The organism is Kribbella sp. NPDC003557, assembly GCF_040610805.1.
In the GTDB taxonomy this organism is placed as follows: Bacteria; Actinomycetota; Actinomycetes; order Propionibacteriales; family Kribbellaceae; genus Kribbella.
The window spans coordinates 835,652-859,135 of record NZ_JBEXMY010000001.1 but is presented as its reverse complement, the minus strand read 5'-3'; the positions used below and the strand labels follow the sequence as shown (position 1 = coordinate 859,135).

The window sequence follows — 23,484 nt, the reverse complement described above, 5'->3', positions numbered from 1 at the left end:
ACTACTCCTGCTCCTGCTCGGGTGAAACGGTGAGGATCTGGGTCAACGAGATGTGCCGGCTGCCCGGCGGGCGCTTGGACTTGTCGTCGATCGGCCGCTCGTCGACCCAGCGCTGCAGCAACGCGTCGACCTGCTCGACGAGCTCGGCCAGTTCGTCGCCGGTGAGATAGAGCCCGGTCTGGCCGATGCCGGAGTGGTCCCGCCAGACCGGGTCCTCGCTCAGCCGCTGCTGCTGCCACTTCGCCAGGTCGTCCAGGGCACGCTCGGCCATCAGCTGCTCGAGGACGTCGGCGGCCGCGGCGCCCTCGGGTGTCTTCATCGCGTCCCGCCAGGACTGCGACGTCGATACCAGGCGCCACGGCCGCTCCCGGTTGTCCTTGCCCGGCGCCGGCTCGACGAAGTCGTACTTCGCCAGCTGCCGCAGGTGGTGGGACGCCAGCGCCTGGCTGATCCCCAGATGCCGCGCGGCCTCGGCCGCGGTCATCGGTCCCTCCCGTCCCAGCAGCGACCTCAGGTCGAGCCGGACCGGATGCGCCATCGCCCGGATCGCCAGCGGGTCACTCAGCAGCCGCGTCCGCCGCGGGTCCTTTTCCAAAGACATGCTTGGAATATGCGGCAGGCCGGATCCGATGTCAAGGCATTGCTTGGAATGTCGCTGCTCGCCGGTGCTTGTCAGCGCTTGTCAGCGCTTGTCAGTCTTGCCGGGCTTCGGTTTGTGTTTGCCCGGAGGCTGCTTGGTGGCGGGTTGCGACGTCGCCGGCGGCCGGGTCTTCGCCGTCGGCCGGGCCGAGGTCGCGGGCGGGGTTCTGGTGGTCGTCCTCGTGGCGGTCGGAGTCGTGACCACCCTGGACGGTGAAGCCGACGGCCGCGGGGCGTGGGACGGGGCGACATCCGTCGGCGCCGGCGGCGTACCGGGGTTCTGAGCGGTGAGTACGCCGATGGTCACCGCGGCGAGAACTGCGAGCAGCGCGGCCAGGGCAAGGAAAACCGCCCGCCGGTTTCGGCGTAGCGGTGGGGGCGGGAGCTCGGCCGTCGTCGCGTTCCGCGGGTCGAAGAAGATCCAGGACGCGACCTCGTCGGTCGTCGGACGCTCCGCGGGCTCCTTGGCCAGCATCCGGCGGATCAGGTCCGCGACCGGCACCGGGACTTCCTCGGGCACGGCCGGCGAGGCCTGGACGTGCTGGGACAGGACCACGGTCGGGTTCTCGCCCTCGAACGGCGGACGGCCGGTGAGCAGCTGGTACAGCACGCAACCGAGCGCGTACACGTCGGTGGCGGGCGTGGCCGGGTGCCCCAGGGCCCGCTCGGGCGCGAGGTAGAGGCTGGTGCCGAGGATCAGGCCCGACGACGCCGGGGTGATGGATCCGCCGGGTGAGTGCGCGATGCCGAAGTCGGCGATCTTCACCGAGCCGTCGACATCGATCAGCAGGTTGTCCGGCTTGATGTCGCGGTGCACGATGTGGTGCCGGTGCGCGGCCGCGAGCCCGCGCGCGACCTGCCGGACGATGTCGACCGCGCGGTCCACGGGGAGCGGGCCGTGCAGTGCGAGTTCGTGCGCGACGCTGCGGCCTTCCAGGAGCTCCATGACCAGGTAGTACTCGCCGTTGGAGTGGCCGAAGTCGTAGACCGCGACGACATGCGGATCGCGCACCATGGCCGCGGCCCGCGCCTCGCGCTGGAACCGGGCCGCGGCGAACGGGTCGGTCAGGTCGGGCCGCAGCAGCTTCACCGCGACCGGGCGACCGAGCAGTTCGTCGCACCCCCGATAGACCTCGCCCATCCCACCGTGGCCGAGGATCTCGGACGTGCGATAGCGCTCCGCAAGCAGCACGTCCGTCCGGTACCCCGATGACAAGCTGACGATTCAGCCAGTTCGGTCCCGAATCCATTCCAGGGCGGGTTCGGCGCGGCTGAGGATCGAGATGTGGCCGAGGTCCTCGTGGATGTCGAGGGTGGCGGCCGGGAGGCGGCCGGCCAGCCAGCGGGCGTGGGTGCACGGGATGATGCCGTCGTCGGTGCCGTGGGCAAGGAGCGTCGGCGCGGTGATCGCGGTCGGCGTACAGCCCCAGGACCGGGTGTACGAGCAGTCGTCGTCGATCAGGCCGTCGGGGCCGTGCGGCATCGACTTCTCGCCGGCGACCGAGCCGAGCCAGCCCCACGGACCGTCGAACATGCCCAGGTCGGACGGTGTGAACTCGGGGTCGTACTCGACGCCGGAGCTCTCGTGCCGGACCTTCGCGTCGCGGCCCGCGGCGGCGGCCGTCAGTGAGGCGCGGCCGGACGCGACCATGCCGTCGTACCAGTCGAGGCCTTCGGCGTCGTACGGCGCGATCGCGGCGAAGGTGGCGACCGCCTCGACCCGGTCGCCGAGGATCGCGGCCGCGCCCAGGGCGTACGAGCCGCCGCCGGAGTAGCCCATCAGTGCGCAGGTGCCGACTCCGAGCCTGTCCAGCAGCGCGGTCAGGTCGGCGGCGACCGAGGCCATCGTGCGGTGCGGCGCGGCCGTCGAACCGCCGTACCCCGGGCGGTCGTACGAGATCCAGCGGATGCCGAGCCACTCGCCCGCGTCGTACAGCGGCTGTGGTGGGGTGCCCAGGTTCGGCGTGCCGTGGTGCCAGACGACGGCCAGTCGAGCGTCGTCGCCAGGCGCGCTGTCGTAGGCGTGCAGGACGCGCCCGTCGGGCAGCCGGAAGTCGATCTCCTCCATGCTCGTCAGCCTAAAGTGCCGAAATGTCGAGTGCGGCCGGTTGCTTCCGACCTCTGCTGCGAAGATCCACTCACTGCCCGAAAGGACACCGGTCATGAAGTATCTGCTGATGATCCACAGCAACCCGATCACCTGGGGTCACCCGTCGTTCCTGCACACCGAGGCCGGCAAGGCGCTGCCGAAGAAGGCCCGCGACGCGCTCGCCGCCCAGCTCGACACCCTGCTGAAGGAACTCGAGGCCAACGGCGAGCTGATCACCGCCGTCCCGCTCGACCCACCGTCGAAGACCCGCGTGGTCCGCGTCCGCGAAGGCGTCCGAGCCACCACCGACGGCCCCTACTCCGAGGCGAAGGAACAACTCGCCGGCGTCTTCCTCATCGACGTCGCCACCCAGTCCCGAGCGGAGGAGGTAGCCGCCACCATCCCCGAGGCCGAGTTCTTCGCGGTGGAAGTCCGCCCGGTCTCCGTCCTCGACTAGTCGCTCCCCGCTACGTCAGTTCGCGACCAGGCGTTGGTGGTTCTCGGTGGTCGGGAGGGCGGGGTCAAGGCTGCCGAGGGCCAGCCAGGTGGCGCCGCCGACGCCGTCGCGGGCGGTGCGGACCTCGCCGGCAAAATGCTGCCGGATGAGTTGTCCGACGGGTGAAGATTCACCCGCGACACTGCCCGCGAGCACCATCGGGCCCTTGTCCGACGTTGTCTTCAGCCGGGCGGCGGTTTCTGTGAGCAATTCGGCTGCGCGTTTCACCAAGGCCCGCGCAGTCTCGTCGTCCTGTGCGTACGCCGTCATCACCGCCGGCGCGAGTTCGGCGAGCAGAACGGGTGGGCGACTGTTCACCGTCCTCACCAGATCGTCACGCAACGCGTCGTATCCTTCACGCTGTGCAGCAGCGTGCTCGTCCCGATCGGGCAGGATCGCCTGTACGACGGCCTGCCCGAGCGCCCCGAGCGGCTCGCGCAGATCGAGCGCCTGGAGCACGCTGCGCACCGCCTCGCGGCCGAGCCAGAAGCCGGAGCCGTCGTCGCCGAGCAGCCAGCCGTGCCCGCCCGCGGTGCGGACGAGCTGGTGGTTGCGCACCAGACCGGCGTTGCTGCCGGTGCCCGCGATCAGCACGGTGCCGTCCGGTTCCGGCGTACCTGAGGCGAAAGCGACCTCGAGATCACCGATGTAGTCGGGGGCAACGATCAGGCCGGCGCCCGTCCAGGCCGCCTCGAACTGCGCGGCCACGTCCGGTCGTGCGAGCGCCACACCGCCGGCCATGCCGACGACGGCCGCCTTGACGGCCGTCGGGTCCAGCCCGGTCAGTGCGGCGTGAAGCGCCTGCCCGAAGTTGGCCGCCGCGCTTGCGGGATGACTGGTCGGATTCCCTCCCGCTGCGGCACCGCGACCGATTACGTTGCCCTCAGAGTCCGCGATCACGATCCGGGTGGACGTACCGCCGAGGTCGCCGCCGAGGACCAGCGGTCCGGCAGGTATCAGGACCACCTGGTCGACAGGTGCGGCGTCAGCGTCCGGAAGCGGGCGTTCGACCGACATACGCGATGCTCCAAACTGCTCGAAAGAGCTTATAAGTAAGCACAAGGAAACAAGGTTACGCAACGGTCCCGATCTGGGGAGATCACACTGATGAGCCTTGACTTTAGCTGCGAGTTGAGAAAAGTTCTGTCCAGCAAACCGCAAACTTGCGCATTTGTCGGCACCTGGAGTGTCGCTGCGAGCACAGTAGTCGAGGGGTGGGCCCGCTGATGGCCAGCGATAACACGGGGGAGACCGGCGGCGTGAGCGCGCAGGCTTATGTTCAAACCCTGATGCCGATCATGGCTGCGGTCACGACGCAGATCGACGGCCCGATCCAGCGGGCGGCCGACCTGATGACGGCGTCGCTGCGCGCGAACGGCGTCATCCAGGCGTTCGGCTCCGGGCACTCCGAGGCGCTCGCGATGGAGATCGCGGGCCGGGCCGGCGGACTGATCGCCACCAACCGGATCGCGCTGCGCGACCTGGTGCTGCTCGGCGGTGAGTCGCCGGAGCTGCTGCGCAGCGCCGAGCTCGAGCGCGACCCGCAGTACTCCCGCAAGCTCTACGAGCTGTCCGCGGCCCGCGAGGGCGACCTGTTCGTGATCGCCTCGAACTCGGGCGTGAACGGCTCGATCGTCGAGCTCGCGCGCGTGGTCAAGGAGCAGGGCCACCCGCTGATCGCGATCACGTCGCTGCAGCACACCGGCGGTATGGAGTCGCGGCACCCGTCCGGCAAGAAGCTGATCGACTTCGCCGACGTGGTGCTCGACAACCACGCGCCGTACGGCGACTCGGTCCTCGACCTGCCCGACGGTGCGGGCAAGGTCTGCGCGGTGTCGTCGATCACCGCCGCGCTGATCGCGCAGCTGCTGGTCGCGGAAGTGCTGCGCCGAATGACGGACGCCGGCGAGACGCCGCCGGTGTACCTGTCCGCGAACATCCCGGGCGGCGACGAGCACAACCACGCCCTTGAAGCACGGTACGCCGGTCGTATCCGGCGTACTGCCTGAATCACACTCGGAAGGCGGCATCATGACCACTCCCAACAACCTCTCGCGGCGGCTGTTCCTGCAGCGCGCGGCGGTCGGCACGTTGATGGCGACCGGCGGCAGCACGCTGCTGGCCGCCTGCGCCGGCAGTGGCAGCGACGACAGCGGTTCCGGCAGTGGCAACGCCGACAAGACCGCGGACAACCCGTTCGGTATGGCGGACAAGGCGACCGTCGACGCGGTGATCTTCAACGGCGGGTACGGCTACGACTACGTGACCTTCGCGGCCAACATCGCGCAGAAGAAGTTCGCGGGCTCGACGTTCAAGGTGGCCCCGTCGACGCAGATCGCCCAGCAGCTGCAGCCGCGCTTCGTCGGCGGCAACCCGCCGGACCTGATCGACAACTCCGGCGCGAACCAGATCGGCTTCAACACGATCCTGGACCAGCTGTCGACGCTGGACGACGTCTTCGAGGCGCAGAACTACGAGGGCACGAAGATCGCCGACACCCTGTACCCGGGCGCCAAGAACCCCGGTACGTACGACGGCAAGTTCGTCGCGATGAACTACGTGCTGACCCTCTACGGCATCTGGTACTCCGACAGCCTGTTCAAGGAGAACGGTTGGGAGCCGCCGAAGACGTACGACGGGCTGCTCGACCTCGGCGCCAAGGCCAAGGCGAAGGGCAAGTACCTGTTCGTCTGGGGCAAGGAAGCCGCGACCTACTACCACACGATGGCCGTCGACGGCGCGATCAAGGAGGGCGGCGACGAGGTCCGGCTGGCGCTGGAGAACCTCAAGGAGAACTGCTGGTCGATGCCGCAGATCCAGGGCATCTTCAAGGCGCTGGAGACGATGGTCAAGAACGGGTACTTCGTCCCCGGTGGCGCGGGCACCCAGTTCACCGCCGCGCAGGCGAAGTGGAGCAACGACCAGCAGGCCATCCTCTACCCCTCGGGTTCGTGGATCGAGAACGAGATGAAGAAGGCCACCAAGGCGGGCTTCAACATGAAGGGCGTCCCGGAGCCGGTGCTCACCGACGCCCCGAAGCTGCCGTACGAGGCGCTGCGCAGCGCGGCCGGCGAGCCGTTCATCGTCCCGTCGAAGGGCAAGAACGTTGCTGGCGGCAAGGAGCTGCTGCGGGCGATGCTGTCGAAGGAGGCGGCGACCAACTTCGCCAAGACCCGGCTGGCGCCGACGATCGTCAAGGGTCTGGTTCCCGCGGACGGGTTCGGTTCGACCGCACTGCAGTCGCAGACGCAGATGCTGGACGCGGCCGGCACCAACGTCTTCGACTACCAGTTCGTCGGCCTGTACGGCATGAACACCGACAACCTCGTGGTCTGGAACTCGTTCCTGTCCGGCCAGATCGACGCGGCCGGCCTGACGAAGGGCCTGCAGCAGATCACCGACAAGGTACGTAACGACAGCTCCGTCAAGAAGATCCCGGTCACGAAGTGACCACGACGCAAGAAGCTGTGCCGGGCGACGGACCCACGCGGTCCGTCACCCGGCGCCGCCGGCCGCTGACCTTCGATCGGGTCAGCTTCATGGTCGTGTTCCTCGGCCTGCCGCTGGCGGTGTTCGTGATCTTCGTCGTCTCGCCGTTCGTCCAGGCGCTCTATTACTCGCTGACCGACTGGTCCGGGTTCAGTGCGGGACAGAACTTCGTCGGCTTCGACAACTACGTGAAGCTGTTCCACGACGACATCTTCCTGAAGGCCGTGCGCAACAACATCCTGCTCGCGATCGTCGTGCCGATCGTGACGATCGTGCTGGCGCTGACCCTGGCCACGCTGGTGACGATCGGCGGCTCGGGCACCGGGACCGTCCGCGGGCTGCGCAACTCCGGCTTCTACCGGATCGTCTCGTTCTTCCCGTACGTGATCCCGGCGATCGTGATCGGTCTGATCTGGGCCCAGGTGTTCACGCCGGGCTCGGGCATCCTGGACGCGGTGCTGACGAAGATCGGGCTCGAGCAGTTCGAGAACTACGCCTGGCTCGGTGACGCGCGGACCGCGATGCCGGCGTCGATGTTCGTGATGATCTGGGGCTTCGTCGGCTTCTACATGGTGCTGTTCATCGCCGCCATCCGCGGTATCGACCCCGAGGTGTTCGAGGCGGCCCGCATCGACGGCGCCGGCCGGTTCCGGACCGCGGTGTCGCTGACGGTGCCGCTGATCCGGGACAACGTGCAGACGGCCTACATCTACCTCGGCATCGCCGCTCTCGACGCCTTCGTCTACATGCAGGCGCTGAACCCGGGCGGCGGTCCGCAGAACTCGACCCTCGTCATGCCCCAGCAGTTGTTCACCACTGCCTTCACCAAGGGGCAGTTCGGGTACTCGACGGCGATGGGCGTGGTCCTGGCCGCGGTGACGATGCTGTTCGCGCTCCTGGTCTTCGTGGTGAACGCGCTGACCGGCGGACGTGAGCGGAAAGTGAAGGTACGCCGATGACAACCACCGCCACTGACCGGGCCGACGTCGTTGCCGGGGCCCGCCGCGCACCCCACCACGGGGCCCGCGAGGGCAGAGGCGTGGCGACGACCGCCCACGTCGCGCTGATCCTGTGGTCGCTGCTGGTGATCCTGCCGCTGCTGTGGACGCTGTTGTCCTCGTTCAAGTCGACGCAGGAGGTCCTGGGCAACCCGCTGTCGCTGCCGAGCAAGCTGCGGTTCGAGAACTACGCCAACGCCTGGACGACGGCCGGGATCGGCCGCTACTTCCTGAACACCGTGATCGTCGTGGGCTCCGCGCTGGTGCTGGTGATGATCCTCGGCGCCATGTGTGCCTATGTGCTGGCCAGGTTCACGTTCCCCGGCAACCGGTTGATCTACTACTCGATGCTGGCCGGGCTGACGTTCCCGGTCTTCCTGGCGATCGTGCCGCTGTTCTTCGTGCTGAAGAACCTCGCGCTGCTCAACACCCTGCCCGGGTTGATCGCCACCTACGTCGCGTTCGCACTGCCGTTCACGGTCTTCTTCCTGCACGCCTTCTTCAAGGCGCTGCCGGGTGAGGTCTACGAGGCGGCGCAGATCGACGGCGCGGGTGAGTGGCGCTCGTTCTTCTCGGTGATGCTGCCGATGGCCCGGCCGGGGATGGCGTCGGTCGCGATCTTCAACTTCCTCGGGTTGTGGAACCAGTTCCTGCTCCCGGTCGCGCTGAACACCGACTCGAAGAACTACGTGCTCTCGCAGGGCATGGCCTCGTTCGCGTCGCAAGCCGGCTACGCGGTGGACTTCGGCGCGCTGTTCGCGGCCGTGGTGATCACGGTGGCGCCGGTCCTGGTCGTCTACATCATCTTCCAGCGTCAACTGCAGGTCTCCGTCACCGCCGGAGGCGTGAAGTAGATAGCCTGCCGGGATGCTGAAACGCCGGACACTACTGCAAGGAGCGCTGGCCGGCGCGGTCCTGGGCGGATGCTCGAAGACGCCGGTCGCGCCGCCCGTGTCGAAGGAGAACCCGTTCACCGTCGACGGGAACGCTCCGGTCGACCTGGTCGTCAGCGAGGAGTACGGCGGTTTCGCGGCGGCGGCGTACCGGAAGAGGTACGCCGCCGCCGTCGTCACGCCGAAGCTGACACCGCAGCTGTCCGCCCAGCTGCTGCCCCGGTTCGCCGCGGGCAACCCGCCCGACGTGGTGCTCAGCACCGGCGACGACGAGCTGGCGCTCGGACGGCTGGTCAAGGAAGGCCAGCTGACCGACCTGCAGCAGCTCCTGGACGCGCCGTCCTGGGACAACCCGAACGCGGCGGTCAAGGACCAACTGCTGCCGGACATGCTGGACTTCGGCCGGTACGACGGGACGCAGCGCACCGTCAACTACATCGCGAGCGTGTACGGCCTCTGGTATTCGGCCAGCCTCTTCCAGCGCAACGGCTGGGAGGTGCCGCGCACCTGGCCGGATCTGCTTGCGCTCGGCAACGATATGAAGGCCGCCCGGCTCGGGCCGTTCATCTACGCCGGCACGCACCCGTACTACCTGCTGGAACTCGTGCTCACGCTGGCCGCCAAGACCGGCGGGCCGGATGTCGTGAAGCGGATCGACAACCTCGAGGACGGCGCCTGGAAGGACGAGAGCGTCACCAAGGCGATCACCGCGGTCGGCGAGCTGGCCAAGCGCGGGCTGCTCGCGGCCGGCACCGCGGCGAACGACCACATCGGTGCGCAGAAACGCTTCCTGGCCGGCAAGGCCGGGATGCTGCCGTGCGGCAACTGGCTCGAGAACGAGATGAAGGGCCTGGTCCCGCAGGACTTCGCGCTGACGATGTTCGCCGTTCCGCCGCTGGACTCGTCGCCGGCGCTCGCCAGCGGGGTGCACGTCGCGGCGACCGCGCCGCTGCTGGTGCCGGACAAGGCGCGGAACAAGGCCGGCGGGCTCGAGTACCTGCGGGCCATGCTGTCGGCGGACGTCGCCGCGCAGGTCACCTCGGAGGCGAGCCAGCTCACCATCGTCCGGGGCGCGGCCGACGGGCTCGAGATGGGGACGGCGCTCCGCTCCGCCCGGGACCTGCTGTCGGCGGCCGGTGACCAGCTGATCATCTGGTACTTCGACGACTGGTACCCGCAGTTCGCGGACGCGGCCGCCACGGCCACCGCGCAGTTCATGGCCGGCGGCCTGCAGCAGTCCGAGTGGACGGCCCGGATCCAGGCGGCGGCCGACAAGCTGAAACAGGACTCCGCGGTGACGAAGTACCACCGGGACTGAGATCTAGGTTAGGTTAGGGCAACCTAACCTACCTCTGTGAGGTCTCCATGCGCCGCCCGCTGGTGTTCCTGGCCGTACTCCTGCTCGCCCTGACCGGGTGCGGAAGCGCCAACGACGACGCGCCGCAGGTCACCGGCTCACAGGGCGGCCCCTTCCCCGTGACGATCAAGAACAAGTACGGCGACACCGTGGTCGGGCAGGCCCCGCAGCGGGTCGTGACGGTCGGCCTGGTCGAGCAGGACGCGTTGCTCGCGCTCGGCGTCGTACCGGTGGCGACGACCGAGTGGTTCGGTGAGAAGCCGGGCGCGTTGTTCCCGTGGGCGAAGGCGAAGCTCGGCGACGCCGCCGTACCACAGGTGCTGAGCGACAAGGACGGCCTGCAGTTCGAGGAGATCGCGGCGCTGCGGCCGGATCTGATCATCGGGCTTTACTCCGGGATCAGCGCCGACGATTACCAGAAGCTGAGCGCGATCGCGCCGACCGTGGCGCAGCCGGCCGGCGTACCGGACTACGGCGTGTCCTGGCAGGTCGTGGCGCGGACCGTAGGCCAGGCGGTCGGGAAGCCGGGGCAGGCCGACGAGCTGGTCAAGGGGATCGAGGCGCGGTTCGCCGGGGTGCGTCAGCAGCATCCCGAGTTCCAGGGCAAGCCGGCGCTGATGGCCACGCCGTACGAGGGGTATTTCATCTACGGCACGCAGGACCCGCGCTCGCGGCTGCTGACCGATTTCGGGTTCACGCTGCCGGCCGGGCTGGACAAGGCGATCGGGGACAAGTTCGGCGCGAACATCAGCGCGGAGCGCATCTCGCTGCTCGACCAGCAGGCCCTGGTGTGGTTCCCGACCAAGGGCGGCACGGCGAAGCTGAAGGCCGACCCGCTGTACCGGAACCTGAAGGTGCGCACCCAGGCACGGGACGTGTTCGTCGAGGAGAACTACGACGACCAGCTGTACGGCGCGACGAGTTTCGTCTCGGTCCTCAGCCTGCCGATCGTGCTCGACCAGCTCGTCCCGAAGCTGGCCGCCGCCGTCGACGGAAACCCGGCTACGAACGGATAAAACCCCATCGCCGTCAGCGCCTCGCCGCCGTACGCTCGGAGGAGGGGAGTGAGTGCGATGGAGTGGCTGGCAGTCGTGGTTCTGTTCTTGACGCTGTGCGTCCTGCTGAGCCTGCTGCTGCCGGCTCCGCCGCCGTCGCGGTGGCGGCGGGGCGTCCAGCGGCGGACGGCGCGGCTGACCGTGCGACTGCGCCGGCACCGGGAGCCCGAGCCGGACCCGTTCGACACGCTGCGCCTGCAGACGCGTCTGGGGCATCTGTCCACCAAGATCCGCAGCATCGAGTCCACTCCGCACGTGTACGCCCGCGCGCACAAGCTGATGGCGCTGGAGGCGGCGTACGACGACCTGCTCGACGAGGCCTGCCGGCTGGCCGGATGCCCGGGGGAGGCGGAGGTGAAACGCTCCGAGGAGAAGCGCTGGCAGGAGGAGCAGGAGCTCGCCGCCCGCGGCTGGTCCTGGTGAGCGACACCGCCGGGTGACTCGTACTCGTTGAGATATGACTGATAACCCGCCCGGGTGCAGGGTGAACTGAGACCGCTGGCAGAATCGGACGCATGTCCCATGCTGCGTCTGACCCCTCCGCAGCCGGTTCCCAGCGACGCCCCCGCGTGCTCTCCGGGATCCAGCCGACGGCGGACTCCTTCCACTTCGGCAACTACCTCGGCGCGTTGCGGCAGTGGGTGGCCCTGCAGGACGACCACGAGGCGTACTACTGCGTCGTGGACCTGCACGCGATCACGGTGGACTACGAGCCGAAGGCGCTCCGCGACCGCACCCGCCGGTCCGCCGCGCAGCTGCTCGCGGCCGGGATCGACCCGGAGCGGTCCACCCTGTTCGTCCAGTCGCACGTGCCCGAGCACGCGCAGCTGTCCTGGGTGCTCGGCTGCCTGACCGGGTTCGGCGAGGCCAGCCGGATGACGCAGTTCAAGGACAAGTCGGCCAAGGGCGGCGCCGACCGCGCCACCGTGGGCCTGTTCACGTACCCGATCCTGCAGGCCGCGGACATCCTGATCTACCAGGCCGACCGGGTCCCGGTCGGCGAGGACCAGCGCCAGCACCTGGAGCTGACCCGCGATCTCGCGCAGCGCTTCAACCACCGCTTCGGCAAGACCTTCCGGCTGCCGGAGCCGTACATCGTCAAGGAGACCGCGAAGATCTCCGACCTGCAGGACCCGACGGCGAAGATGAGCAAGTCGTCGTCCTCGCCGGCCGGCATCATCGACCTGCTGGACGACCCGAAGGCGAGCGCGAAGAAGATCCGCTCCGCCGTCACCGACTCCGGCCGGGACGTGCTCTTCGACCCGGTCGAGAAGGCCGGTGTGTCGAACCTGCTGACGATCTACTCGGCGCTGACCGGCAAGAAGATCAGCGAGCTCGAGGACGAGTACGCCGGCCGCGGGTACGGCGACTTCAAGAAGGACCTCGCCGACGTCGTGGTCGAGTTCGTCACGCCGTTCCGGGAGAAGACGCTGACCTACCTCGACGACAAGGCCCAGCTGGACGCGATCCTGGCGGCCGGCGCCGAGCGCGCCCGGGCGGTCACCGAGCCGACGCTGGCCCGGGTCTACGACCGGCTCGGCTTCGTCCCCGGCCCGCCGCAGGGGCGGTAGGCCGCCGATGACCACGATCGGTGTCGCGATCCCGATCGCGGAGCCGTACGGCTCGGAGCTGCAGAAGCACCGGGCCGACTTCGGTGATCCGATGGCCGCGTCGATCCCCACCCACGTCACGCTGCTGCCGCCGACCGAGATCGGGCCCGGCGACCTGGAGCTGATCGACGAGCACCTGCTCGCGGTCGCGGCCCGGTTCCCGCGGTTCCGGATCCGGCTGCGCGGTACGGCGACCTTCCGGCCGATCTCGCCGGTGGTGTTCGTCCCGCTGGCCGAGGGCATCTCGTCGTGCGAGGTGCTGCAGTCGCAGGTGCGCTCCGGGCCGCTGCAGGTCGACCTGAAGTTCCCGTACCACCCGCACGTCACGGTCGCGCACGACCTGGACAAGGAGGCGCTCGACCGCGCCTACGACGCTCTGTCCGAGTACGACTGCACCTTCGACGTCGAGCACTTCAGCCGCTACGAACACGGCGCCGACGGCGTGTGGCGCCCGCAGCGCGAGTTCCCGCTGGCAGGCTGAGACTCGTTCATCGGGGTACAGGAGTCACATGGGCAGCATCAAGCGGGTCTGGGCGCGGTTCAGGAAGTCGCAGGTGTGGCGGGCCTGGCAGCGGTACGGCAACCGGCGCGGCAACCGGCTGGCCGGGGCGACGAGCTTCTTCGGGTTCCTGTCGATGTTCCCGCTGATCGTGCTGGCCGCGGCGATCATCGGGCCGCTGCTCGGCGACGACGCGATCGAGACGCTGAAGAAGGCCCTGGAGAAGAACCTGCCCGGGATCGGCGACAAGATCGACATCGACGCGCTGATCGCGCACGCCGGGACCATCGGCCTGATCTCCGCGATCGGGCTGTTGTTCACCGGCCTGGGCTGGATCGACTCGCTGCGCGCCTCGATCCGCTCGATGCACGAGCTCGACGACGAGCCGGGAAACATCGTCAAGCTGAAGGCGGTCGATTTCGGTGCCCTGATCGGCCTCGGCCTGATCGGCCTGATCGCCACCGGCGCGTCGTCGATCCTGACCGCGCTGTCGAAACGCATCGTCGACTGGGTCGACCTGGACGGCACCTGGCTGGCGGACTGGGGGCTCGGCCTGATCAGCCTGGTGATCGGGATCGGCGCCGGGGCGGTGCTGTTCCTGTACATGCAGACGGTCCTGCCGCGGATCGTCCTGCCCCCCAAGGTGGCGCTGATCGCGGCGCTCGCCGGCGGCGTCGTGTTCTACCTCGCCCAGCGGCTCGGCAACCTCTACGTGAACCACGTGATCGGCGCGAACGCGGCGTACGGTGCGGTGGCGGTGCCGCTGGCGCTGCTGGTGTGGATCTACCTGATGACCCGCGCGATCATGCTGATCGCCGCGTGGACGAAGGAAGCCACCCTCGACGCCCACGCCCGCGAAGAGAAGTCTGAAGAGAAGTCGGAAGAGGGGTCGGAGCCCCGGGCCGTCGAGCCCGAACCGCTGCTCCCCGGCCCGCCCGGCAAGCGCTACAAGGTTGTCCCGGTCCCGCAACGCAAGGCAGACACGGTCGCTGTCGCCGCCGGAACGCTTCTCGGCGTCACAATCACCACCCTGGCCCTCCAGGGCCTCCGAGCGGTCCGCTCGATCCGCCACTCCTGAATCCGCTGGACACCTCGTCCCACCAGCTGCAGCTGGACGAGGTGAGTGGTTCCGGCGGGCACCTGGCGCTGACCTACACCCGGGCTCAGTGACGGCGGCGGCGGAGCGCGCGAGGGCGGCGGAGGAACAGGCCGAGGAGCAGGACCGGCGGGGCGGCGTACGCCCAGTCGGGGACGCGGAAGGCGAGTGACTTGACCGCCTGGCCCGGGTTCAGCGCGGTGCGGGCCTGCGGTGCGCCCGCCGTACCCTTCGTGGTGGTTGTGGGCTTGCCCTGCTGCTGGGTCTTCGGCGGGGCGGCGGCCGGCTTGACCAGGGTGCCGACGGGCTTGAGCTTGCCGTAGTTGGTGAATGTCCAGGTCAGCAGGTTGCTCGCGTCCTCGGTGATGCCGTGCGGCGCGTTCATCAGCGTCACCACCAGTGTGTGCCCGTTGCGCCGGGCAGCGCCGACGAACGTGTTCCGGGCCAGCGTGGTGTAGCCGGTCTTCACGCCGAGCGCGCCGTCGTAGTTGAACAGCAGCTTGTTCTGGTTCGCGACCTGGTAGCTGCCCTTGTTGCCGACGTTCGGGAAGTTCGTGTACTTCGTCGAGGCGTACTTCGCGAAGTCCTGACGCTCGAGCCCCGCCTGCGCGAACAGGGCCAGGTCGTAGGCGCTCGAGTACTGCCCGTCGGCGTCCAGGCCGGTCGGGTCGGTGACGTGGGTGTCGAGCGCGCCGAGGTCCTTGGCCTTCGCGTTCATCCGCTGGATGGTCGCGGGGACGCCGCCCTGGTCGTGGGCGCACAGGGCGTGCACGGCGTCGTTCCCCGACGCCAGGAACATGCCCTGGAAGAGCAGGTCGACGGTGTAGTGCAAGCCGGGGTACACCCCGACCTTGCTGCCGATGATGCCGGCGTCGGCGTCCGAGCCGACGACCGGGTCGGTCTTCTTCAGCCGCGGCAGCAGGACCAGCGCGGTCAGGGTCTTGAGCGTGCTGGCCGGGCGCAACTTCGCGTGCGGGGCCTTGGCGGCGAGCACTTGCCCGGTGTCCAGGTCGGCCACGACGTACGCCGACGCCTGCACGGCCGGCGGTGCCGCCCCGTTGGCGACGACCGTCGGCTTCGCCGTCAGCAGCTCGCCGCCGACCGGGCCTTGTGGGCCCGTATCGGCGGCGGTCGCTGTCAGAGGTCCGGCTACCACCAGTGCGGTGGTAGCGCAGGCCGTCAGAAGCAAACGCATCGGCGGCACTCTAGTTGGCCGACGGTGCAGATGTCACAGTCGGGTCTCATGCCCTGGGTCAGGCTCGGTAGGCGGTCCACATGTTGCTGATCCGGGTCGACTGCCCCGGGGTGAACTGGTTGTAGCAGGAGTCGTAGGAGTAGTCCATGTAGTTGTGGATCGGGTCCAGACCGGGCAGCGAGCAGGAGTCCCGGCCCTCCGGGCAGCCGCTGGACGAGCTGCTCTGGGCGGGCGTGTCGGACACCGAGTCGTTCGTGCTCGTGCAGCCGCCCTGGAACGTGTGGTACAGCCCGAACCAGTGACCGGCCTCGTGGGTCGCGGTCTTGCCTTCGTTGTAGTTGGTGGCCGAGCCGCCGGGCAGGGAGCTGTACTGCACCCGGATGCCGTCGATCGACGGGTTGCTCGCGTAGTCCCACGGGAAGGTCGCGATCCCGAGGTACGAGAAGTCGACCAGCCAGATGTTCAGGGCGTTCTTGCCGCCCTGGCGCGTCTGGGACCGGTACGAGTTGCTCTGCCGGTCCTTGTGCCACTGGTCGTTGTAGTACCGGTTGACGCCCGCCAGCGTGAACGTGAAACCGGTGTTCGCGGCCTGGGACGACTCCTGACCTGCGAAGTTCTGGTTCAGCTCGGCGATCTGCTGGTTGATCTGGGTCGACGTGACGTCGCCGGCGCCGGACTTGCTCAGCATCACGTGGATGTACACCGGCACACTCGCGGAAGCCAGCGTGCCGGCCGTGAAGCCGCGCTTGGTCTTCAGGATCTGCGCGGTCCTGGCGTCGATGGCCTTCTGCTCGGCCGCCGACAGCTCCCGGTGGTCGGCACCGAAGCCACCACGCGCGGCAGGACCTTCCTCAGGCGTGAAACACGCCGCTCCGGCGGTCTGGTCGACAGGCGCCTTCGCGGTCGCCTGTCCACCGAGCGGACTGAACGCGAGCGCCGTACCGGCCAGAATCACGGCCAGGGCGCGGGGACGGGTAACGAAAGATCGCATAGCGGTCCTCCATGAATCGGGCCGCTTTGGGCGGTGCGGCCGAATCCCGCGATTTTCCCCACCATCCCGACCAGTGCCAACCCATTCCCTGACCAACCCGTGCCACGGCACCACCGCGCCGGTCACCTGCAACTAGCTGCAACGTACTTGCGCAAGCCGCCTTCTGAACGATAAAACGTCTGCCTGTCTATACCGGTGCCGCGGGGGCCGCACTGGTTCTCTCCCCCTCTCTTGCTGGAGTTCTGGATGCGCCGCGCCCGCATGCCGCTGACGTCTGCCCAGGTACTACGACTCGTCCTCCCCGCCGCCCTGGTCGCCACCACCCTGGTGGCGGTCACCGGCTCCTCGGGAACCGCCGCCGAGCCCCGCCCCTTCGAGGCGAAGCCCACCATCGGCAAACCCGCCGGACCGTCCTACGAAGCCAACTCGGTCCTCGTGAAGTTCAAATCAAAGGCCACCACCTCGGCCCGCAAGGCCGCCATGGCCAAGATCCACGGCAAGCCCGACGTGTCCGTGACCTCCTCCGAGGTGGTCACGGTGACGGGTGACGTGCCGGCGCCCGACGCGTTGAAGCGCTTGAAGACCGACCCGTCGGTCGAGCTCGCCTCGCTCAACTACATCCGGCACAAGCTCGCCACTCCGGCCGACCCGTTCTACGCCAACTACCAGAAGTACCTGCCGACCGTTCGGCTCAACCAGGCGTGGGACCTGACCAAGTCGGCCGGGTCGCAGACGATCGCCGTACTCGACACCGGTGTCGACGCCGGTCACCCGGATCTGGCCGGCCATCTCCTGCCGGGATACAACCTCTTCAACACCGCGACGCTGCCGAACGACGGCGACGGGCACGGCACCGCGGTGGCAGGCATCATCGCGGCCGGCACCGGCAACGGCATCGGGATCGCCGGCGTAGCCTGGGACGCCAAGATCCGTCCGGTCAAGGTGCTGGACGACAACGGCAACGGCTCCGACGGCAAACTGGTCATGGGTATCAACTGGGCCGTCAAGAACGGCGCCCGGATCATCAACATGTCGCTGGGCGGCGGGTACGCCAACGAGATCGTCCACGACGCGATCAAGAATGCGGTCGCGAACGGTGTGCTGGTGGTCGCGGCAGTCGGCGACAGCGGTACGGCGGAGTTCCAGACGTGGCCGGCCTCCTATCCGGAAGTACTAGGCGTCGGCGCGACGGACCGGAACGGCGTACTGACCAGCTTCAGCAGCCCCCGCGACGTCGATGTGGTCGCCCCCGGCTTCGGCATCGCCAGTACGGCACCCCGTGCTCTGACGCCCTCAGGTAGCGCGCCGTACTACACCGGTCTGTCGGGTACATCCTTCTCCACAGCGATCGTTTCCGGCGTCGCTGCGCTGGTCCGCAACAAGTGGCCGTCGTTGACGCCGGACCAGGTGATCGCACGCCTGAAGGCGACCGCCCGCGACTCCGGTCCGCGAGGCCTCGACCCGTACTACGGGTCCGGCGTCGTCGACGCCTATCACGCCCTCGGCGGCCCGTGGGCTCCGGATTTCGCTCCCGGTATCCCGGACGCCGACGACCAGCCAGTTCGCGCGACATCGATCGAACTGCAGCAGAGGGCCAGTGGAAACATCGGGACCGAGGGCGATGTCGACTGGTACAAGATGACTTCTACCTACTGGGACATCTGCATCTCCGTCACCATGCCGGAGTACGACTCAGCGGCGTACGCACAGAATCTCGCTCCCGTGGTGTCGGTGTACGACGCCTCGCTCAAGCCGAAGGGGTTCGGCGAGGTGCGCCTGCCCGCACCCGGCCAGCCGGATCGCCCCGGAGTGATCGGTCTGGAAGTTGCGGTCGAACTTCCCGACGCCGGTCCGACCTACTTCTCGATCCGTAACCACAACGGGGCGCGCGACACGCGGGCCTACACGGTCGACAGCTTCATCTGCCAGACCACGCCTACATCGGGCGGAGACGCATATCCGGCCCTCGACGCCTCGCCGGGCGATCAGTCGTTCGGAGCGCCGCTGGACTCCAGGCCTTTCGTCACATTCGCGCGTCCGGCCATGGCGGACACCGTGAACACGACGACGGTCCGATTGATCAATACCAAGACCAATTCGACCGTTGCGGCGACGGTCGAGTACGACAAGGCCACCAACAGGGCGATCCTCAGCCCGACGACGCCGCTGCTCGACAACACGCCTTACCGAATCCTCGCGGTTGACGTGAAGGACACGACCTACAACTGGATGGGTGCCTTCAGCAGCCTCTTCACGACGGTCGACCTGACTCCAGGGAAACCGGACTTTGCCGCCGCAGGCGCCTATCTCGCGGCGAACCTCAGCTGGAAGATCGCGCCGATGTCGGACCTCGACCAGGTGATCGTGCGACGCAACCCGAGCAGTGTCGCACCTACGCTGACCACCGGATCGCTCGCGTACGCGGGGACCGGGACCGCGGTGAAGAACACCGGCCTCGCGCAAGGTACGACGTACACCTACGCGGCCTGGGTGAAGGACCGCAGCGGCAAGGTCAGCCCTGTCGCAACCAGACAACTGCTCGGGATGAAGTCCGGGATCAGCACGACGTCGACGTTGATCGACTACGGCGGTTCGATCACCCTGCGGGGGAGCACGCTGCGGATCGACAACGTGGCCTATGCCGGGTTGCCGGTGAACGTGTATGTGCGGCCGAAGAACTCGTCGAAGTTCACGTTGCTGGCGGCGTTGAAGACGTCGTCGACGGGGACGTTGTCGGTGGTGCACAAGCCGCTGGTGTCGTCGGTGTACATGCTGACGTTCCCGGGCAACGAGAGCCTGATGGGCACCCGTACCGCGGACATCACGGTGCAGGTCCGCCCGACGATCTCGGCTGTGCTGTCGCCGTCGTCCATCCGTCTCGGTGGCGCCGCGGCGTTCAGTGGCTACGTCGCTCCGGCGCACGCCGGACAGACCGTGTATCTGCAGCAGTACGGCAGCAAGGTCTGGAAGTCGATCGCGTCGGTGAAGCTCAGCACGTCCGGCAAGTACGCGTTCGGCATCAAGCCGGCCGTGCGCGGGCAGATCGCCTACCGGGTGTGGTTCCCGGGCGACGCTGATCACGCCCCGGCCTACACGGTCAACAAGATCCTCACCATCAGCTGAACCTCCGCTCCTTGCCCCGGCCGATTCATCGGCCGGGGCATTTCTATTCGAGGAAGGCGCGGAGGAGGGCCTCGGTGCCGGCCAGGTGTTCTTGCATGGCTGTGCGGGCGGTCGTGGGGTCTTGGGTGAGGATCGCGGTGACGATGGCCTGGTGCTGGGTGTTGGAGTGGTGGAGGTTGGGTTCCAGGAGGGGGATGGCGTCCAGGAGCTCGTTGAGGCGCATTCGGACGTCGGCCATGGCTGATGTGAGGGAGGGGGAGCCGGTGACTTCGGCTATGGCCAGGTGGAGGCGGGAGTCCAGGCGGCGGTAGTCGGTGAGGGTGGCGGCGGTCGTGTCGGCCAGGCAGCGTTCCAGGTGGTCGCGTTCGGCGTCGGTGAGGGTGCGGGTGGCGGCGGCTTCGGCGGCGCCGGTTTCCAGGACCTGGCGGAGGGTCAGGGCGTCGTCCAGGCCGGCGGCCAGGTCGCGGGCGAGGCGTTTGGCCGTCGTACGGCGGGTTTTGGGGAGGTGCTCGTTGACGAACGTGCCGCCGTACCGGCCGCGGCGGGACTCCACGTAGCCGGCTTCGGTGAGGGCGTGGATGGCCTCGCGGAGGGTGACTCGGCTGACGTTCAGGCGGGCGGCCAGCTCGCGCTCGGGCGGGAGGCGGTCGCCGGGGACGACGACGCCGAGCTTGATTGCCTGCAGCAACCGCTCGACCGTCTCCTCGAACGGGTTCCCGGCCCGCACGGGCCGGAACACCGCATCATCTGCCTGAACGACCATGCCCCCAGCCTAAGACTCCATCCCTCGAACGATCCGGAGCCCTGCGCCCGGCGGCCCCGCCCGCAGCAACTTCAGGGGATATCCACCCGTGTTGGGGGTTCTTTGCTGGTCTACGAGCGGAGAACCCCCAAGACGAGCGGACAACCCGGGGCTACATCGGGGTCACGTAGGCGCCGGAGATGCCGCCGTCTACCAGGAAAGTGTTGGCGGTGATGAAGGAGGAGTCGTCGCTGGCCAGGAAGGCGACCGCGGCGGCGATCTCCTCCGGCTCGCCGAAGCGGCCCATGGGGACGTGGACGAGGCGGCGTTGGGCTCGTTCGGGGTCTTTGGCGAAGAGTTCGGTGAGGAGGGGGGTGTTGACGGGGCCGGGGCAGAGGGCGTTGACGCGGATGCCCTGGCGGGCGAATTCGACGCCTAGTTCGCGGCTCATGGCGAGGACGCCGCCCTTGGAGGCGGAGTAGGAGATCTGGGAGGTTGCGGCGCCCATTACGGCTACGAAGGATGCTGTGTTGATGATGGAGCCGCGGCCCTGGCGTTGCATGTAGGGGATGGCGGCCTTGCAGCAGAGGTAGACCGAGGTCAGGTTGACCTCCTGGACCTTGCGCCACGCGTCCAGGCCGGTGTCGAGGATCGAGGCGTCGTCGGGCGGGGAGATGCCGGCGTTGTTGAATGCGATGTCGACCGCGCCGTACGTGTCGAAGGCCTGCTTGAACAGGTTGTCGACCGCGGCCGGGTCGGTGACGTCGGTCGGTACGAACAGCCCGCCGATCTCGTCCGCCGCGTCCTTCCCCGCGGCCGGGTCGAGGTCGCCGATCACGACGTGCGCGCCTTCCGCCGCGAGCCGCCGGACCGTGGCCAGCCCGATCCCGCTCGCGCCACCCGTGACGACAGCGACTCTGCCTTCGAGCCGGTGTGCCTTGACGTCCATATCAATCCTCCGTGCTGATGAAGATGTTCTTGGTCTCGGTGAACGCGGCGAGCGCGTCCGGGCCGAGCTCCCGGCCTAGGCCGGACTGCTTGTAACCACCGAACGGTGTCGAGTAGCGCACCGACGAATTCGAGTTGATCGACAGGTTGCCGGCCTCGACGCCGCGGCCCACCCGCAGCGCGCGGCCGACGTCGCGGGTCCAGATCGAGCCGGACAGCCCGTACTGGCTGTCGTTCGCGATCCGCAGCGCGTCCGCCTCGTCCTCGAACGGGATCACTGCGACCACCGGCCCGAAGATCTCCTCGCGGACAGCGCGTTCGGAAGCCGGTGCCAGGACGGTGGGCGGGAACCAGTACCCAGGCCCGCTCGGTGCCGTCCCCTGAAACGCCGGGTTCTCCACGTACGACGCGACGCGCTCCAGTTGCCCGGCCGAGATCAGCGGACCCATCTCGGTCGCCGGGTCGCCCGGATCGCCGACCTTGAAGTTCTTGACGGCCGGTTCGAGCAGCTCCAGGAACCGGTCGTATGCCGTGCGCTCGACAAGGATCCGGGAGCGCGCGCAGCAGTCCTGCCCGGCGTTGTCGAACACGCCGTACGGCGCTTGCGCGGCCGCCTTCTCGAGGTCGGCGTCGGCGAACACGATGTTCGCGGACTTGCCGCCCAGCTCGAGCGTCACGCGCTTCACCTGGTCCGCGCAGCCGGCCATGATCTGCTTGCCGACCGTGGTGGAGCCGGTGAAGACGATTTTCCGGACGGCGGAATGCGTGACGAAACGGTTTCCGACAACGGTTCCCTTACCGGGCACGACTTCGAGGACGCCGGGCGGCAGGCCGGCCTCCAGTGCGAGTTCGCCGAGGCGCAGGGCGGTCAGTGGTGTGAGCTCGGCGGGTTTCAGCACAACGGTGTTTCCGGCCGCCAGCGCGGGCGCGAAGCCCCAGCCCGCGATCGGCATCGGAAAGTTCCACGGAACGATGACCCCGACCACGCCGAGCGGTTCCTGGAACGTCACGTCGATGCCGCCGGCCACCGGAATCTGCTTTCCGAAAAGGCGTTCCGGGGCGGCCGAGTAGTAGGTGAGGACGTCGCGAACGTTTCCGGCTTCCCAGCGGGCGTTTCCGATCGTGTGTCCGGCGTTCTCGACCTCCAGCGCAGCCAGGTTCTCCAGGTCGGCGTCCACCGCGTCGGCGAACCGCCGCAGCAGCCGCCCGCGGTCGGCAGGTGTCACCTCACGCCAGGTCTCGAAGGCCCGCGCGGCGCGCTCGATCGCCGCGTCGGCTTCCGCCTCGGAGGCGAGAGAGATCGTCCGGATCACCTTCTCGGTCGCCGGGTTGATCACGTCATACGTCATGAGGCCTCCCGGCCTGGACTGGGGAGCTGAGCGAGCAGAGCGCCCGGAGCAGCGAGGAAACGGCGGAGGTCACAGCCGGCGACCTGGGGGCGTGTCATGTGCTGCTCCTGGTCAAGGCGGTGGACAGGCGGGGGTCGCGGCCGGCGACCTGGAGGCGTGTCATGTGCTGCTCCTGGTCAAGGCGGTGAACAGGCGGAGGTCGTCGGGGGTTTCCTCCGGGTGCCATTGGACGCCCAGGGCGAAGGGGTGGCCCGCCACCTCGGCTGCCTCGACGGTGCCGTCGTCGGAGCGGGCTGTGACCTTCAGGCCGGGGGCTACGGTGTCGATTGCCTGATGGTGGTAGCAGCTGCCGGCGGCTCGCTCGCCGAGGATCTGTGCGGTCAGGGTGCCGGGCTCGATCTTCACCTCGGTCGTGCCGAAGACGGCCGGCGACGGCCGGTGCTCGTCGTGGGCGACGACGTCGGGGAGGTGCTGGTGCAGGGTGCCGCCGAGTGTCACGTTCAGCATCTGCAGGCCGCGGCAGATCGCGAGCAACGGCAGGTCGCGGTCCAGGGCAGCTTGGATCAAGACTGCTTCATGGCGGTCCCGGTCCACGCGGGTGTCGACGGTTTCCGGGTGCGGTACGGCGGCGTACGACGCCGGGTCGACATCGCAGCCACCGGCGATGACCAAGCCGTCCAGAACGTCGAGAACCGAAGGATCGGTCCCCACAGGTGGCAGCAGCAGCGGCACCCCTCCGGCCGCTACCACCGCGTCGAGATACACCTGTGGGACCAACGCTGCCGACCGCTCCCAGATACCCCAAGCGGCCGGCTCCAGGTACGTCGTGATCCCGATACGCGGCTTGGAACGTACCCGCGGCGGCCGTCCTCCCGAGCTCCCGTTCATCGTCTTCTCACGTGCACCTTCAAGGGG

Annotated in this window: 22 protein-coding genes; 12 read left to right on the top strand and 10 right to left on the bottom strand. The window is 68.4% G+C overall.

Annotated features, from left to right (window positions below):
• Position 1: 1 nt before the first annotated feature.
• The 3 genes from ABZW60_RS04130 to ABZW60_RS04120 all read right to left on the bottom strand — a co-directional run bounded on the left by ABZW60_RS04130 (position 2) and on the right by ABZW60_RS04120 (position 2,707).
• Positions 2 to 601: a helix-turn-helix domain-containing protein gene (locus ABZW60_RS04130; RefSeq protein ID WP_355473825.1), complete on the bottom strand. Its 600-nt coding sequence runs from the start codon at positions 599 to 601 to the stop codon at positions 2 to 4.
• Between the two features lie 81 nt (positions 602 to 682).
• Positions 683 to 1,831: a serine/threonine-protein kinase gene (locus ABZW60_RS04125; RefSeq protein ID WP_355473823.1), complete on the bottom strand. Its 1,149-nt coding sequence runs from the start codon at positions 1,829 to 1,831 to the stop codon at positions 683 to 685.
• A gap of 33 nt (positions 1,832 to 1,864) precedes the next feature.
• The gene (locus ABZW60_RS04120) at positions 1,865 to 2,707 is read right to left on the bottom strand and encodes an alpha/beta hydrolase (protein WP_355473821.1); all 843 of its coding nucleotides are present in this window, start codon (positions 2,705 to 2,707) and stop codon (positions 1,865 to 1,867) included.
• A 94-nt stretch (positions 2,708 to 2,801) separates the two neighbouring features.
• Here ABZW60_RS04120 and ABZW60_RS04115 point away from each other — a divergent pair, with 94 nt between their 5' ends.
• Positions 2,802 to 3,185 carry a YciI family protein gene (locus ABZW60_RS04115; RefSeq protein WP_355473820.1) on the top strand — a complete coding sequence of 128 codons (384 nt, stop codon included), beginning with the start codon at positions 2,802 to 2,804 and terminating at the stop codon, positions 3,183 to 3,185.
• Between the two features lie 15 nt (positions 3,186 to 3,200).
• Here ABZW60_RS04115 and ABZW60_RS04110 read toward each other — a convergent pair whose 3' ends face one another.
• Positions 3,201 to 4,241: a BadF/BadG/BcrA/BcrD ATPase family protein gene (locus ABZW60_RS04110; protein WP_355473818.1), complete on the bottom strand. Its 1,041-nt coding sequence runs from the start codon at positions 4,239 to 4,241 to the stop codon at positions 3,201 to 3,203.
• A gap of 209 nt (positions 4,242 to 4,450) precedes the next feature.
• On the opposite strand from ABZW60_RS04110, the gene ABZW60_RS04105 reads away from it, so the two are divergent.
• The 10 genes from ABZW60_RS04105 (at position 4,451) to ABZW60_RS04060 (ending at position 14,203) form a co-directional block, all read left to right on the top strand.
• Entirely contained in the window at positions 4,451 to 5,233 is a 783-nt protein-coding gene (locus ABZW60_RS04105) for an SIS domain-containing protein (RefSeq protein WP_355473817.1), read from the top strand.
• A gap of 22 nt (positions 5,234 to 5,255) precedes the next feature.
• Positions 5,256 to 6,674, top strand: coding sequence for an N-acetylglucosamine/diacetylchitobiose ABC transporter substrate-binding protein (ngcE, locus tag ABZW60_RS04100; protein WP_355473815.1), 1,419 nt, complete (start codon positions 5,256 to 5,258; stop codon positions 6,672 to 6,674).
• Positions 6,671 to 7,672, top strand: a complete 1,002-nt coding sequence (locus tag ABZW60_RS04095; protein ID WP_355473814.1) for a sugar ABC transporter permease — start codon at positions 6,671 to 6,673, stop codon at positions 7,670 to 7,672. Before ngcE (ABZW60_RS04100) ends, ABZW60_RS04095 begins: the two co-directional genes overlap by 4 nt.
• On the top strand, positions 7,669 to 8,565 hold the full coding sequence (locus tag ABZW60_RS04090; protein WP_355473812.1) for a carbohydrate ABC transporter permease: 897 nt from the start codon (positions 7,669 to 7,671) through the stop codon (positions 8,563 to 8,565). The genes ABZW60_RS04095 and ABZW60_RS04090 overlap by 4 nt, the downstream gene beginning before the upstream one ends.
• A 13-nt stretch (positions 8,566 to 8,578) precedes the next feature.
• A complete protein-coding gene (ngcE, locus tag ABZW60_RS04085) occupies positions 8,579 to 9,922 on the top strand; it encodes an N-acetylglucosamine/diacetylchitobiose ABC transporter substrate-binding protein (RefSeq protein ID WP_355473811.1) in 1,344 nt (447 codons plus the stop codon).
• A 47-nt stretch (positions 9,923 to 9,969) separates the two neighbouring features.
• The gene (locus tag ABZW60_RS04080; protein WP_355473809.1) at positions 9,970 to 10,977 is read left to right on the top strand and encodes an iron-siderophore ABC transporter substrate-binding protein; all 1,008 of its coding nucleotides are present in this window, start codon (positions 9,970 to 9,972) and stop codon (positions 10,975 to 10,977) included.
• 57 nt (positions 10,978 to 11,034) lie between these two features.
• Positions 11,035 to 11,439: a hypothetical protein gene (locus tag ABZW60_RS04075; protein WP_355473808.1), complete on the top strand. Its 405-nt coding sequence runs from the start codon at positions 11,035 to 11,037 to the stop codon at positions 11,437 to 11,439.
• A 92-nt stretch (positions 11,440 to 11,531) separates the two neighbouring features.
• Positions 11,532 to 12,587 (top strand): tryptophan--tRNA ligase, encoded by a 1,056-nt coding sequence (gene trpS / locus ABZW60_RS04070; RefSeq protein ID WP_355473806.1) that lies wholly within the window; start codon positions 11,532 to 11,534, stop codon positions 12,585 to 12,587.
• Positions 12,588 to 12,594: 7 nt separating this feature from the next.
• Positions 12,595 to 13,107 (top strand): 2'-5' RNA ligase family protein, encoded by a 513-nt coding sequence (locus tag ABZW60_RS04065; protein WP_355473804.1) that lies wholly within the window; start codon positions 12,595 to 12,597, stop codon positions 13,105 to 13,107.
• Positions 13,108 to 13,135: 28 nt separating this feature from the next.
• The gene (locus ABZW60_RS04060; RefSeq protein WP_355473802.1) at positions 13,136 to 14,203 is read left to right on the top strand and encodes a YihY/virulence factor BrkB family protein; all 1,068 of its coding nucleotides are present in this window, start codon (positions 13,136 to 13,138) and stop codon (positions 14,201 to 14,203) included.
• An 85-nt stretch (positions 14,204 to 14,288) separates the two neighbouring features.
• Here the strand turns inward: ABZW60_RS04060 and ABZW60_RS04055 are convergent, their stop codons facing one another.
• Together ABZW60_RS04055 and ABZW60_RS04050 are read right to left on the bottom strand one after the other, a co-directional pair.
• Positions 14,289 to 15,416, bottom strand: coding sequence for a D-alanyl-D-alanine carboxypeptidase family protein (locus ABZW60_RS04055; RefSeq protein WP_355473800.1), 1,128 nt, complete (start codon positions 15,414 to 15,416; stop codon positions 14,289 to 14,291).
• 58 nt (positions 15,417 to 15,474) lie between these two features.
• The gene (locus tag ABZW60_RS04050; RefSeq protein WP_355473798.1) at positions 15,475 to 16,407 is read right to left on the bottom strand and encodes a zinc metalloprotease; all 933 of its coding nucleotides are present in this window, start codon (positions 16,405 to 16,407) and stop codon (positions 15,475 to 15,477) included.
• Positions 16,408 to 16,653: 246 nt separating this feature from the next.
• On the opposite strand from ABZW60_RS04050, the gene ABZW60_RS04045 reads away from it, so the two are divergent.
• A complete protein-coding gene (locus ABZW60_RS04045; protein ID WP_355473797.1) occupies positions 16,654 to 19,530 on the top strand; it encodes a S8 family serine peptidase in 2,877 nt (958 codons plus the stop codon).
• A 43-nt stretch (positions 19,531 to 19,573) separates the two neighbouring features.
• Here ABZW60_RS04045 and ABZW60_RS04040 read toward each other — a convergent pair whose 3' ends face one another.
• From ABZW60_RS04040 to ABZW60_RS04025, 4 genes are all read right to left on the bottom strand, one after another.
• Positions 19,574 to 20,293: an FCD domain-containing protein gene (locus ABZW60_RS04040; protein ID WP_355473795.1), complete on the bottom strand. Its 720-nt coding sequence runs from the start codon at positions 20,291 to 20,293 to the stop codon at positions 19,574 to 19,576.
• 151 nt (positions 20,294 to 20,444) lie between these two features.
• Positions 20,445 to 21,221 (bottom strand): 3-oxoacyl-ACP reductase, encoded by a 777-nt coding sequence (locus ABZW60_RS04035; protein ID WP_355473793.1) that lies wholly within the window; start codon positions 21,219 to 21,221, stop codon positions 20,445 to 20,447.
• Position 21,222: 1 nt separating this feature from the next.
• On the bottom strand, positions 21,223 to 22,569 hold the full coding sequence (locus ABZW60_RS04030) for an aldehyde dehydrogenase family protein (RefSeq protein ID WP_355473792.1): 1,347 nt from the start codon (positions 22,567 to 22,569) through the stop codon (positions 21,223 to 21,225).
• Between the two features lie 159 nt (positions 22,570 to 22,728).
• Positions 22,729 to 23,457 (bottom strand): gamma-glutamyl-gamma-aminobutyrate hydrolase family protein, encoded by a 729-nt coding sequence (locus ABZW60_RS04025; protein ID WP_355473790.1) that lies wholly within the window; start codon positions 23,455 to 23,457, stop codon positions 22,729 to 22,731.
• Positions 23,458 to 23,484: the final 27 nt, after the last annotated feature.

Coding starts and splice junctions, on each gene's coding strand:
- ABZW60_RS04130 (WP_355473825.1), bottom strand. CDS start 601: ATGTCTTTGGAAAAGGACCCGCGGCGGACGCGGCTGCTGAGTGACCCG.
- ABZW60_RS04120 (WP_355473821.1), bottom strand. CDS start 2,707: ATGGAGGAGATCGACTTCCGGCTGCCCGACGGGCGCGTCCTGCACGCC.
- ABZW60_RS04115 (WP_355473820.1), top strand. CDS start 2,802: ATGAAGTATCTGCTGATGATCCACAGCAACCCGATCACCTGGGGTCAC.
- ABZW60_RS04110 (WP_355473818.1), bottom strand. CDS start 4,241: ATGTCGGTCGAACGCCCGCTTCCGGACGCTGACGCCGCACCTGTCGAC.
- ABZW60_RS04105 (WP_355473817.1), top strand. CDS start 4,451: ATGGCCAGCGATAACACGGGGGAGACCGGCGGCGTGAGCGCGCAGGCT.
- ngcE (WP_355473815.1), top strand. CDS start 5,256: ATGACCACTCCCAACAACCTCTCGCGGCGGCTGTTCCTGCAGCGCGCG.
- ABZW60_RS04090 (WP_355473812.1), top strand. CDS start 7,669: ATGACAACCACCGCCACTGACCGGGCCGACGTCGTTGCCGGGGCCCGC.
- ngcE (WP_355473811.1), top strand. CDS start 8,579: ATGCTGAAACGCCGGACACTACTGCAAGGAGCGCTGGCCGGCGCGGTC.
- ABZW60_RS04080 (WP_355473809.1), top strand. CDS start 9,970: ATGCGCCGCCCGCTGGTGTTCCTGGCCGTACTCCTGCTCGCCCTGACC.
- ABZW60_RS04075 (WP_355473808.1), top strand. CDS start 11,035: ATGGAGTGGCTGGCAGTCGTGGTTCTGTTCTTGACGCTGTGCGTCCTG.
- trpS (WP_355473806.1), top strand. CDS start 11,532: ATGTCCCATGCTGCGTCTGACCCCTCCGCAGCCGGTTCCCAGCGACGC.
- ABZW60_RS04065 (WP_355473804.1), top strand. CDS start 12,595: ATGACCACGATCGGTGTCGCGATCCCGATCGCGGAGCCGTACGGCTCG.
- ABZW60_RS04060 (WP_355473802.1), top strand. CDS start 13,136: ATGGGCAGCATCAAGCGGGTCTGGGCGCGGTTCAGGAAGTCGCAGGTG.
- ABZW60_RS04055 (WP_355473800.1), bottom strand. CDS start 15,416: ATGCGTTTGCTTCTGACGGCCTGCGCTACCACCGCACTGGTGGTAGCC.
- ABZW60_RS04050 (WP_355473798.1), bottom strand. CDS start 16,407: ATGCGATCTTTCGTTACCCGTCCCCGCGCCCTGGCCGTGATTCTGGCC.
- ABZW60_RS04045 (WP_355473797.1), top strand. CDS start 16,654: ATGCGCCGCGCCCGCATGCCGCTGACGTCTGCCCAGGTACTACGACTC.
- ABZW60_RS04040 (WP_355473795.1), bottom strand. CDS start 20,293: ATGGTCGTTCAGGCAGATGATGCGGTGTTCCGGCCCGTGCGGGCCGGG.
- ABZW60_RS04035 (WP_355473793.1), bottom strand. CDS start 21,221: ATGGACGTCAAGGCACACCGGCTCGAAGGCAGAGTCGCTGTCGTCACG.
- ABZW60_RS04030 (WP_355473792.1), bottom strand. CDS start 22,569: ATGACGTATGACGTGATCAACCCGGCGACCGAGAAGGTGATCCGGACG.
- ABZW60_RS04025 (WP_355473790.1), bottom strand. CDS start 23,457: ATGAACGGGAGCTCGGGAGGACGGCCGCCGCGGGTACGTTCCAAGCCG.